Origin of the sequence: Streptomyces sp. NBC_00554 (assembly GCF_041431135.1) — a bacterium.
Taxonomy (GTDB): domain Bacteria; phylum Actinomycetota; class Actinomycetes; order Streptomycetales; family Streptomycetaceae; genus Streptomyces.
The window spans coordinates 3,878,989-3,891,702 of the sequence record NZ_CP107799.1 but is presented as its reverse complement, the minus strand read 5'-3'; the positions used below and the strand labels follow the sequence as shown (position 1 = coordinate 3,891,702).

At 66.3% G+C, this 12,714-nt stretch carries 4 protein-coding genes; 2 read left to right on the top strand and 2 right to left on the bottom strand.

All coding sequences use genetic code 11. The annotated features are described in order from the left end of the window. Nucleotides 1-119: 119 nt before the first annotated feature. Nucleotides 120-530: a VOC family protein gene (locus OG266_RS16745; RefSeq protein ID WP_371546532.1), complete on the bottom strand. Its 411-nt coding sequence runs from the start codon at nucleotides 528-530 to the stop codon at nucleotides 120-122. 120 nt (nucleotides 531-650) lie between these two features. On the opposite strand from OG266_RS16745, the gene OG266_RS16740 reads away from it, so the two are divergent. Continuing rightward, entirely contained in the window at nucleotides 651-1,295 is a 645-nt protein-coding gene (locus OG266_RS16740; RefSeq protein WP_371546531.1) for a Uma2 family endonuclease, read from the top strand. Nucleotides 1,296-1,358: 63 nt separating this feature from the next. Here OG266_RS16740 and OG266_RS16735 read toward each other — a convergent pair whose 3' ends face one another. After that, complete coding sequence (locus OG266_RS16735; RefSeq protein ID WP_371546529.1) at nucleotides 1,359-4,862, bottom strand: DNRLRE domain-containing protein; 3,504 nt, start codon at nucleotides 4,860-4,862, stop codon at nucleotides 1,359-1,361. Nucleotides 4,863-5,347: 485 nt separating this feature from the next. On the opposite strand from OG266_RS16735, the gene OG266_RS16730 reads away from it, so the two are divergent. Further along, complete coding sequence (locus OG266_RS16730) at nucleotides 5,348-12,610, top strand: polymorphic toxin-type HINT domain-containing protein (protein WP_371546527.1); 7,263 nt, start codon at nucleotides 5,348-5,350, stop codon at nucleotides 12,608-12,610. Nucleotides 12,611-12,714 lie beyond the last annotated feature (104 nt).

Sequence of the window (12,714 nt, the reverse complement as noted above, 5' to 3'; positions counted from 1 at the left end):
CGGGGTGTGGGTGGTCACGCCTGCCGGCAGAACTCTGGGCCGAGGGGGGCTATGCCTGTCGGCAGAACTCTGGCCGGAGGGCGGCTATGCCTGCCGGCTGAGCTCGGGCCGGAGGGCGGCTATGCCTGCCGGCTGAGCTCGGGCCGCTTGCTGTAGTCGGTGAGGCCGATGACGTTCCCCCAGGGGTCGGCGAACTCGACGGTCCACCCGGTGGCGCCGCGGAAGGGCGCGTCGAGGGTCTGGATACCCGCCGCGGCCAGCACCCCGGCCACGGCCCGCGCATCCCGCACCTCCAGCCACACCCGCACCGAGGCCCACACCGGCGCCCGCCGACTCAGCTCCTCGTCCAGCCGCAGCAACACCCCCGGCGTCTCCTTCCCCACCTTCAGCAGGGCGATCCCGGCCTCGTCGAGCCGGAACGCGACGGGAAAGCCGGCCCGCTCATAGAAGTCCACGGCCTCGTCGAGGTTCCCGACGGGCAGGAGCGCGTTGTCGAAACCGAGCAGCTCGTACGACTCATCATCTGACATGTCGTCAGATTAGGTGGATGTGCTTCGGGGGCTCGGGGGCTGACCGTGGGGGTCACCCGTTGGGGGGAGGCAGGTGACATCCCGCTGGGCGCGCTGCCTCGGCAGGCGAGACTCCGTCACATGGGAGCCATCACGAGCACCGCATCCGGGAACGGACGCGACGACGAGCCGCCGTACTACTGGCCGATCCCGCCCCCAGAGGGTTGGGCCGCGGACGACCTCGATCGCATCCCGGGCCTCCCGCCGCATACGGAACTGATCGACGGGAGCCTCGTCTTCGTGAGTCCGCGGACCGCTTTCCACGGACGCTGTGTGCGCCTGCTGGAGAACAGCCTTCTGGAGCAGGCCCCGGATCATCTTGATGTCATGCGGGAGATGACCATCAAACTGGACATCAAGAACCGTCCGGAGCCGGATGTTCTCGTCTTTCCCGTGGAGGCGAACACAGGGCCGAAGCAGACCTGGTACAAGCCCGAGGACATCGTCCTGGCCGCCGAAGTGGTTTCGCCGGACTCACGTGAGCGCGACCGAGAGGTGAAGCTCCGGAAGTACGCCGCCGCAGAGGTCCCCCACTTCTGGCGGGTGGAGGACGACGACAACGGCCTGCCCGTCGTCTACGTCTACGAACTCGACTCGGCAACCAAGTCCTACGCCCTCACCGGAATCTTCCACGACCGCCTCAAGCTCACCGTCCCGTTCGAGGTCGAGATCGACTTGACGGCGATCAACCAGAGACGTGGCGGTTCGGCGTCGCCTGGGGACTGACCGGCGCCAGGGGGCGTTCGCGGGTGCCGCGAACGCCCCCTGTATGCCCTCACCTGTATGCCCTCACCCGATGGCGATACGAGCCAGCCATGCGGGATTCGCGCCGACGACCTGCGCTTCGGCTCCCGAAACCACGGTGGCCTTACCGCCCGGATAGAACACCACGGACCCGTCGGACCGCACCCCCCACATGTCGGGGATCAAGTCACCGTTGACGTCGGGCGTGCCCATCAGATGCGGCACGCTGCTGCTGGACCAGCCTGTCGCGCCGTACACGGTGTCCGCCCCGCCGCCGGAGTTGCCCGAGAGCGCCAGCGAGTTCACATCGAGTCCGCCGCCGCTCGCGGCGACGCCCTTGCGGAGTACCAAACTGCCCGAGGGGTCGGTGCGGAAGACGAGATCGGTGACACCGTCGCCGCTGACGTCCTGGAGGGTGACGATGTCACGGTCCAGCCAGGCGGCGGAGGTGATCAGGCGGGTCGCCTGGTCGATGGTCGCGCCGTGGTAGCCGGTGAGGGCCCACAGTTCCTGGGTGGTGCCGGTGGCGACCGTGGCGAAGAAGTCGGTTCGACCGTCACCGGTGGCGTCCCCGGCACTGACGATCTGGGTCATGGCCGCGGGGCTGGGCGCTCCTTCGGGCATGAGGATCTCCACGCGCTTGTCGAGATTGACGGCGCCGTAGCCGTCCCCGGGGTACACCCACAGCTTGCCCCCGACACGGACGACGAGGTCCTGGAGGCCGTCGCCGCCGTAGATGTCACCGTTGTGGGTGATCAGCGAGCCGTTGAAGTGGCCGTTTGGCGCGGCGACGTATGGCGGCAGGTCGTCGCCGTTGGGGTCCTTGGCGGGGTTGGCCCGGTAGGCGCCCGCCATCGCGTAGTCCAGGTCGCCGGTGCCCTTGGTGAAGTCGTCGATGACGGCCTGCGAAGGATAGAGGGCCAGATTGCCCGCTTCGGTGACGACCATCATGTCGGGCAGCTTGTCGCCGGTGAAGTCGCCGGGTGAGTCGGCCTGGTCGCGGGGGGTGACGTAGAAGAGATACTTGGTCGGCTCCGATACGTTGCCCGCGCTGTCAACCGCTCTGACGAAGAGCACGTTGGGGCCGGCCGTCGGTGGCTTGGCATTGGAAATAGTGGTGCTGGCGTTTGTGCGGAGAAGGCTGCCGGTGTAAGAGGGCGAGTTGAAGCCGTACTCGTAGCGCACGACGTCGGAGCTGGTCGCGCGGATTATGAACGACCCGGCTGTGCCGAACTTCTTTACGCTCCATTTGGCGTCCTCGGCGCCACTTCCGAAACCGTTCTCGCTGCCGTCGGCGTTCGGGAAGTCGGTGGAGAGGACCTTGGGCGGCCGGGGCGCGGCGGTGTCGAGGACGAAGCGGCACGGCGTTTTGGCGGGGTAGTAGCCGGAGCTGGTACCGGCGTCGTCGAAGGCACGCACCCGCCAGGAGTAGGTGGTGCCATTGGTGAGCCTGTCGGTGGAGAAACCGTTCGTGGTCAGCAGCGCGGTGTCCTTGTCGATGCCGACAGGGACCTTGCCCGTGGCGCCGAGCAGATCACCCGTCGTTTTCCACTTGTCCTTGGGCCAGAGGTCGAAGTCCAGATAGTTGAGGTTCTTGTCCTTGTCCGATGCCCGGGCGGTGAACGTCAGGTCGGACGATGCCATGCGGACGTACGGCGTGGTCGTGGTGCACTTGCCTTCGGGACCGAGGTCGAGCGACGTGGAGTCGATGACCGGCTTGCGGTTGTAGACGAGTTCCAGGACAGGCGCGTTGTCCCCGTTGGCCTGGAACTTCTTCCACGCGTACTGCGAGTGCTCGTCACGTGCGCGCATGCCGAACGTGATCGTGTCCTCGCCCTGGTCGGCCCGCTTCTGCGCGGCCGTCCGCACGTCGAAGGTCTCGTACGCGTCCCGGCACCCGGACTTGTACCCGTGCGCGAAGCTCTTGGTCGCGAACTTGTTGCCGTCGTGCAGCCCTGGCGCGTTCTTCCAGTTGGTGTGGGAGTTGATCTCCCCCGTGAGGTGCACGCTCATCGAACGGGCACTGCACGACCAGGCGTACGTCTCCAGCACGCGCAGCTTCGCGCTGGTGATCTTCGTGCCCCTGAGGTCCTTGTCGAAGCTGATGTTGAAGTAGGAGCGTGAGGTGCCCCAGGTGTCGGACTCGAAGCCGACGCGGGCCTCGTGCGTACCGCCCTTGTTGAAGCCCTTGCCGTTGTAGAAGGTGGCGTTGGGGTGGCGACTGTAGGCGGTGGTCCAGTTCTGGGTGTGCTTCTTGACCGACGGGTCGATGAAGACCGGGTACGTGGTGGCCGGATCGGCGAGGAAGTCCTGGTCGGGCGTGAGCGTCCAGGTCCCAGCGGACAGGTCGGCCTCGACGACATTGCCGCGGGAGTCGGGGGAGGGCCCGTCGAGGGAGGGCAGGCTGAGCGTGGACGAGGAACCGGTCTGTGAGGGGGAGGGGGTCGGCTCCGGCGGAGCCGACGGCAACGGGGACTCCGACACCGTGGGTTCGGGTCCGTCGCTGGCCGAGGGCAGATCTTCGGGACTCGGATCAGCCTGCTCGTCCGACTCGACTTCCTCTTCTTCGGTTGCAGTCGGACTCGCACTGTCGCTCGGCGTGGCGCTGGCCGAGTCCGTCGGGCCGGGAGCCTCGGACGCGGTCGGCTGGGCGGAGGCTCCCACGCTGCCGTCGGTGACCGCCGGGGTGCCGCTGCTGTCCCACATCAGCGGGGTCGGCGACATTGCGACCTCGTCCGCGTAGGCGTCCTCGGCGGTGACGATGCCGGAGACCGGGTCGAGGCGGAAGGTGAGGCTTGTGGAGCTGATCCCGTACGCGAGTTGCTGGGCCTGCGGATCGGCCGCTGCCTGACGGTTCTTCAGGACGAGCAGCTGGGCGAACCCGTCGTCGTCCGCGGTGAGTACCAGGTCGGCGCCCGGAAAGATCTCCGGGTACAGGGCCCGGGAGCCGTCGATGATCGGTGTAGGGACCGGGCCGGGCCAGGTTAGTTGGATGTCGTGATCCCCAACGTGCAGAGTCACCAGAGGAGTTGCGGTGGCATCCGCTGCGGCGGCGACGCCCTTGACCAGGGGGGCGCGCTGTACCGTGGAGCGCGAAGCCCGCTGGTCACCGTGTCCCTCGTCGGATTCGTTTCCCTTGGAACCTGCCGAGAACACCATCCGGGTGTTGGTCGCCGTGGGTTCCCAACCATCCTTGGTCCGCCGCAGGTTGTAGTCGATGGGCTTCCACTCGCCGCCCACCTTGGCGCGGATTGAGGAGGAGTACAGCTGCTTCGCCATTTGACCGTCGGGCCGGGCCCAGGTGGTGGAGCGCGCCGTGCGCAGCGCGGTGACCTCGACGGGCTTCCCCGTCTTGGCGGCCTGGCTGATGGCCGCGCCTTCGGTGACCGAATTGGCGTTGCGCTCTCGGTTCACTTCGTTGCGCGGGGCGGAGTCGCCCAGTTGCAGGCCGGCGTAGGTGATGCCTGTCGCCGCGACCGCTGCGGCCAGTATCGCCGTGCCGGTACGACGGCCAGGTCTCCGGCGCCAGTTGCGCGTGTTGCGCGTCATCGGGCGAGTCCCCTTCTCCCCTTGGAACCGGCGCGTGGCAGGGCGCGACCGGGCCCGCCGATGATGACCTATGAGTGGCCTGTCGTCACCCTTTGCGAGTCGGGGAGGAAGCTGAGTTGTTCAACCATTGGGGCCGTACTGATGGTTGGACATGTGGGGTGGTAACTGCCGTGCGGCACAGTGGACTTGAGGGCAAATCCCCATGAAGTATTCCTCAAGTCCCGCATTTCGAGGGTAATTCGTAAGGAGAATTGACGAATCGCTCGTTAGGTCGCGGAGAGGTGGAAACTCCCCTTACTCCGAGATGGTATGGACCTAAACGGTTACTGACCGCTACGTGACGCTACGTACCGTGTCGATCATCACATGCGTACAGGTGATCTAGCGGAATTCCACAAGAGCCACACAGAATCTGCGTCATCTGAAACGCAGTCACGCGTGGTCCGAACCTGGTCCCGCTTCAAGTGGTCCGGGGGGACTCCGCCGTGTTCGGTCGCTTCTCGCATGTCCGCCGTCGCCGTCTGCGTCGTCTGCGCACGGCCCTCGTGCCCACCATCGGGGCGGCTCTGCTGGTGGCCCTCCTACCCGCTCAGTCGCTGGCGGTGCCGCCCGACCCCGCGGCAGCCGAGACGGGTCGCGAGACGCTCGACCTGGAAACGCTCGACCAGGACGAGCCGGTCTCGGGCGAGGTCTTCGAACCGGCCTTGGAGACCCTGAAGGCCGAAGTCCCCGCCGACCAGCAACAGGCCCCGGCGGGTACGGCGACGGCGTTGCCCGCAGACATCGGGACGGTCAGCTTCGGCTCGGCCGCGAGCGCGACAACGACCCTGACACGCATGGGGACCAGCGCCCAGCAGGTCGCCCTGACGCCCGTCGACGACCTGCCTGTCAGCCTCGGCCAGGCCCCCGACCAGTCCGCACCCACAGGGACCTGGCAGGTCAAGGTCTTCGACCGTGCCGAGCCCGTCTCCCAGGGCGTCGACGGCGCTGTCGTGACCGTCCAGGCCCCGGCCACCGGATCCGTTCCGATTTCGGTCAAGCTCGACTATGCCAAGTTCAAGAACCTCTACGGCGCAGACTGGGCCTCCCGTCTGCGCTTCGTCCAGTTCCCCGAGTGCTACCTGACCACGCCGGACGCCGAGGCGTGCCAGGAGTACGAGGAACTGGACACGACCAACGACACGAAGACCCAGTCCATCACAGCCACGGTCGACACGGCGGCCGACGGAACCGTCACTCCGGCAGCGGCGAGCATGACGGAGTCCGACGGACCGTCCATCGCTCAGGCGTCCTACCGGAGTTCGGTGACGCCGGTTGCGGCCACCGGCGACACCGCGGTTCTCGGTGCGGTCGACTCCGGTGGTGGCGGAGGAGGTTCCTTCAAAGCCACGCCACTCGCCTCTGACGGCAAGTGGGAGGCGGGCGGCTCGTCCGGAGCGTTCACCTGGTCCTATCCGCTGACGGTTCCGGCCGCTCCCGCAGGCCCGGCCCCCGGCATCTCCCTCAACTACAACTCCCAGACAGTGGACGGCCGTACGGCGGTCTCCTCTCCCCAGGCATCCTGGATCGGTGAGGGCTGGGACTACGACCCCGGCCACATCGAGCGCCGTTACCGAGCCTGTCAGGACGACCGCAAGACACTGAACCCCGGCACCCCCAACAACACGGCCAAGAAGGACAAGACGTCCGACCTGTGCTGGGTGTCGTACAACGCGGTGATGTCCCTGGGCGGCAAGACCACGGAGCTGGTGCGGGACGCGCCCGCCGGCAGCAACCCGGAGACCGACACCGAGGTCTACCGCCCCCAGCAGGACGACGGCACCCGCGTCGAGCGCCGGACGGGCGGCAGCAATGGCGACAACAACGGCGAGTACTGGATCGTCACCACCACGGACGGCACCAAGTACTACTACGGACTCAACCAGGTCGGCGGCGGCCACGCCGACACCAACTCCGTCTCCACGGTCCCCGTCTTCGGCAACCACCCCGAAGAACCCTGCCATGCCACGGCCTTCGCCGACTCCCGCTGCGGCGCGGGCAAGAAACAGGCCTGGCGCTGGGGCCTGGACAAGGTCGTCGACGTCCACGGCAACGCAATGGTCGTCAACTGGAAGCAGGAGACGAACTATTACGCCGTAAAGAAGAAGTTCAAGTCTCCCGAGCAGTACGACCGCTTCGCGTACCCGGCGACGATCGAGTACGGCATGCGCGCGGACCTGACGAAGCCGTCCGCCACCGTCGAGTTCGGAGTCAAGGAGCGCTGCCTCAAGTCGGAGACGGCCTGTGTGGCCGACAACTTCGCCAAGACCGACGACCCGGGCGCATACCGCCCCTGGTGGGACACCCCCGGCAACCTCAACTGCAAGTCCACGTCCAAGCTCTGCCCGCCGTTCCCGTCCTTCTGGTCGCAGAAGCGCCTGGACACGGTGACGACGAAGGCGGCCCGAGCCGGCCAGACGGGTCTGGGCAAGGTGGACACCTACGCACTCCACCAGTCCTTCCCGGAGGACTGGTACGACACGTCCCCCGGCCTTTGGCTGAACTCGATCACCCGCCGAGGCTTCGCCCCGGGCGACACCACCGGCACCCTCCAGTCGGCGAGCGGCATCAGTTTCGGCGAGTACACGGTCGGCTCGGACGCGGCATCGCCCCTGCACGGCCGCCTGGCGGACCGTCAGCTCCCGAACTTGGTCTCCAGCGGCCCGAACGACCAGCGCCCCGGCTTCACCCGCCCCCGCATCGGCACGGTTGCCACCGAATACGGCGGTGACATCGAAGTCGAGTACAAGGGCGGCTGCGCGAGCGAACCGTCCGAGGACAAGGGCAAGAACAACGGCACCTGCTACCCGGTCCGCTGGTCACCCGACGGCGACGAGAAGACGCCCGCGAAGGCGTGGTTCAACAAGTACGTGGTCCACTCCGTGACGGAGAGGGACAAGGTCACGTCCCACGGCGAGCCGGTCCACACCAGGTACACCTACACGGGCCCGGCCTGGTCCAAGTCGGACGACGAGTTCACACGCCCGGCCCTGCGGACGTTCAGCGACTGGCGCGGATACCGGCAGGTCGCCGTTGCCAAGGGGAGCAGCTCGACCTCCGGGATCGGAGATGCGCCGTCCCAGTCGTACGGGGTGACCAGGTACTTCCTGGGCGTCGGCGGTGAGGTCAAGGACTCCACGGGCACGTACACGCTCCTCGCGGACGACGCGCGGCAGTACGCGGGCGTGGCGGCGGAGAGCATCACGTACCTGAACTCCGGCAAGCGGGTGCAGAAGCGGACGCTGAACTATCCGTGGTCGAAGCAGACCGCCTCCCGTACGCGCGAGGCCGAGACCGGCGTGGACATGGACCCGCTGCTCGCCCATCGCAGCGGCATCAGGCGCACGGACGAGATACAGACGGTCGGAGACAAGGCGCTGCCGACCGCCACGGACTGGCAGGCCGTCCGGACGCTCACGACGGTCGAGGACACTTACGGCCTGCCGATCCAGGTCGAGACGGCAGTGGTCAAGCCGAACGGGACCGCTGAGTCACTCTCCAACCAGACCTGCACCAAGACGTCCTATGTCCACAACACGTCGGCGTGGCTGATCGGGCGGCTCAAGGAGCAGCGGAGCACGGGCACTTCGTGCGCGGGGTACGACACGGCGGATCCGGCGACCAAGTTGATCGGCGCGACACAGAACAGCTACGACGGTCTGGGTTACGGCGCGACTCCGACCAAGGGGCTGGTCACCTCCGCGGCCGGGGTGGACGGAGCCGGAACCTCGTACTCGGTCGTCACGAAGACGACGTACGACCCGCTCGGCCGCGTCCGCATCGTCACGAAGCCGGGTGCGCAGAAGACCGAGACGAGATACACCCCCGCGGACGAGGGCGGACCGGTCACAGAGGTAAAGACGCTCAACGCCAAGGAACATGCGGTCACGACGACCTTCGACCCGGGCCGGAGCCTGCCGCTGACGGTCACCGACGCCAACAGCCGCGTCACGCGCATCGAGTACGACGCACTCGGGCGGCTCGTGAAGGGCTGGTCGCCGTCACATTCCTCGGGCAGTCAGTTGCCGGACACGAAGATCGAGTACCAGCCGGCGATCGCCACGTCCGAGAAGACCCGTCCCGCCGCGGTCACGACCAGCACGCTGAAGGACGACGGCTCCTACAGCCGCCAAGTGACGATCTACGACGGGCTGATGCGTCAGGTCCAGACCCAGTCCGAGGCCCACGGCCCAGGCCGGATCATCACCGACGTCACCTACAACGACCGTGGCCTGCCCTACGAGCAGACGGGCGCCTACCTCGCGAAGAGCGAGCCCGCCACCGAGCTCTTCGCCCCCAAGTCCAAGACTCTGATCCCCAGTTCGGTCAAGCTGCGCTACGACGGGCTGGAGCGGCAGGTTCGCCAATCGACCTACCACGATGGCGACTACGTGTACGCGACGTACACGTACTACAGCGACACCAGCGCGTATGTGGATCCTGCGGGTGCGACCGCCCCACGGACCCGGACCTTCACAGACGCCCTCGGCCGTGTCACCTCGATCCGCCACTACAAGGACGCGGCAAGTACGGCTGACGGACGTGTGACCGCCTACGAATACGACGCCCGGGGCAACCGCACAAAGGTCACGGACCCGGCGGGCAACGTCTGGACGTCCGTGTACGACGCTCGTGGCCGGTTGACGTCGACGACGGACCCGGACGTCGGTAAGACGGACACCTGGTACGACGACGCCGACCGGCCCAACAAGGTGACGGACGCGAAGTCGCGGACGACGTACACGGAGTACGACGAACTCAGCCGGGTCAAGTACGTCCGCGAGGGTTCGGCCACCGCCACCCCGGTCAAGTCGTTCACGTACGACAGCCTGCCCGGCGCGCTCGGTCAGCCGGTCGCTTCGACCCGGCACACCTCGGGCGGCGACTACATCGACCGCGTCACCGGCTATGACACCGGCTACCAGCCCACCGGAACCGAGACGGTGGTCCCGGCCAACACGTCGACCACAGGGTTCGCCGGCACGTACGCCTACGCGTACTCCTACACCCCGACGGGGAAGCCCCTGTCGGTCACGCTGCCCGCCGTCGGCGGTCTGGCGAAGGAGAAGGTCGTCACCCGCTACAACGGCGACGGCCTCCCCGAGTCGACTTCGGGCCAGGCCTGGTACACGTCCGACGTGACCTACTCGCCGTACGGCGAGGCCCTACGGGCGGTTTCCGGCGCGCAGCAGGGACGGGTGTGGACGACGAACTTCGTCGACCCGCACACCGGCCGCCTCCAGCGCACGGTCACGGACCGGGAGACCGCCGGCCCGCACCGCATCACGGACGCCGCCTACTCCTACGACACCTCCGGCATGATCACGTCCAACGCCCGTCTGATGGAGGACGCTTCGGGCCAGACGTGGGACAACCAGTGCTACACGTACGACGTGATGGGCGAGCTGGTGAACGCCTGGACGTCGAAGGTCACGCCTGACGGAAACGGCACCGGCTGCAAGTCATCAGGTGGAACCACGTGGGGCCACCGCAACGACTACGCGACCTCGTTCGGCCCGGTGGCAGACGCTCCGGACGCGTCGACGGACGTGTCGAGCCCGGACGCAGCACTGACGTCCACTCTGGCCGCGACCGCCCCTGACCCGACCACAGTCGCCACTGGCACGACGGCCTACCGCCAGTCGTTCACCTTCGACTGGGTCGGCAACCGCGCCACGATGACGGAGCACGACCCGGCTGACGCGACGAAGAACGTCAGCTTCAACTACAGCTACGGCACTACACAGCCGCACACCGTCGACTGGATCAGTTCCACCCCGTCCGGCAAGGGCAGCAGCTACGCGTACGACGCGGTGGGCAACACCGAGGTCCGCGACCTGTCTACGACGACGCAGAACCTGACGTGGACGCCTGAGAACAAGCTCGACACGATCACGGACGACGGCAAGAAGACGACGTACATCTACGCCGCCGCCGGCAACCGCATCGTGGAGAACTCACCGACGGGCTCAACCCTCTACCTGGGCGAGACCGAGGTGACGACGGACGCCACCGGTGCGATCACCCAAGCCTCCCGCTCCTATGGACAATCCGGCGCCCCGACGGTCGTCCGTACGACGAGCAACGGCGCGTCGACGGGGCACAAGCTCAGCGTTCTGATCTCCGACCAATTGGGCACGGCGAACACGTCGGTGGAGCTGTCGAGTGGGCAGCCGGTCACGCGCCGGACGTTCAAGCCGTACGGCGAAGTCCGCGGCCCCAAGCCGACGGCATGGCCGAACAAGCGGAGCTACCTGGGCGTCGGGATCGACGACGCGGCAACGGGCCTGACCCACATTGGCGCCCGCGAGTACGACCAGAGCACGGGCCGATTCCTCTCGGCGGATCCGGTCATCGACATCGCGGACCCGCTGCAGATGAACGGGTACTCGTACGCCAACAACAGCCCGGTCTCCAACTCCGACCCAAGCGGTCTCATGATCGACGGTGCTGGCGACTGCGGAGTCCTGGGAACCTGCAATGTCGGCAGCAAGCCTGAGCACATCGTTAACAATCCTGACGGCGTGATCCGTGGAGGTAGTACCGACGGGAATAGCGGGAAAGAGGGACTTGAGCAGGAGCTCCTCGGCCTCGTGACGGATACAAATGACTCGCACCGGCTGCTCGCCATTTGGAATTACTGGGCCTCTTCTGGGATGGATTTCTGGAACACGCCGGCTCCGAAATCTGATGGAAGCACCGGAATCGCTTGCTTTGGAAGAACTGCCTGCATCAAGGCGTGGCAATATCTGTCAGATAATCCCGGAAATGTCGCCGAGGCGAAAATAATTGCTGCCACGTATTGTGTCCGCAACGACTGCGGTATCGATGCTGGTCAATTCGAAGCGCTAACCGAAAAGGCTTCCCAACTCCCCCTAATGATAGGAACCATGGGGATGGGCGGCGGGCTCAGGGCCGCGGCCGCGTCCTCGGGCTGCAATAGGTGCTTCCTGGCGGGCACGGACGTGCTTATGGCCGACGGGTCGACCAAGGACATCGAGGACGTCAAGCTGGGGGACAAGGTCCTGGCGACCGACCCGGAAACCGGCGAGACGGCCTCTAGAAAGGTCACCCGTCTCATCCGGACCGAGGGCGACAAGCACTTCAACGAGCTGTCCATCGCCACCGAGGACGGCATCGAGAAGCTCACGGCGACGCACGAACATCCCTTCTGGTCCCCGTCCTTGAAGGACTGGGTCCCGGCGGGCGAGCTCGAACCCGGCATGACTCTGCGCACGGACGAGGGCAGCACGGTCGTCGTCACCGGCAACCGGGCTTTCACTAAACAGGCGCGCACGTACAACCTGACGATTGACGACCTGCATACGTACTATGTGCTGGCCGGGGCCACGCCGGTCCTGGTTCATAATTCAAATTGCGGACCCGCCAGTACATTTAGCGTGCCTGAGAAGCCGGGCGTTTACACCATTCACCTCAACGACGGCACCAAGTATGTGGGAATGTCTACGACGAACATCAACAGCCGCGTCGCAGCCTCTATGAGCTCTAAGCATGCAGTCGGATCGCGTGGCTATGGTCCGGCTGATGTTGAGAACGTCACCTTCTTGACCCTGCCAAGTGGCGTGAAAGCGACCACCGCTCGCCGTATCGAGCAAACGGTAATGGAGGGGTTGAAGAGCAGAGGTGTCACGCTCTTGAATCGAAGGGACCCAGAAATAGACATACCGACCGGCGGCTATCTTCGGTGATGCCGAGGCCCTGGTAGTAGATTTCTGCTGCCAGGGCCTTGATCGGAGGGCCTCCAGATCGGGAAGTGCTTATCTCGAGGTGGACGTGACTTCCAAATGCGCGT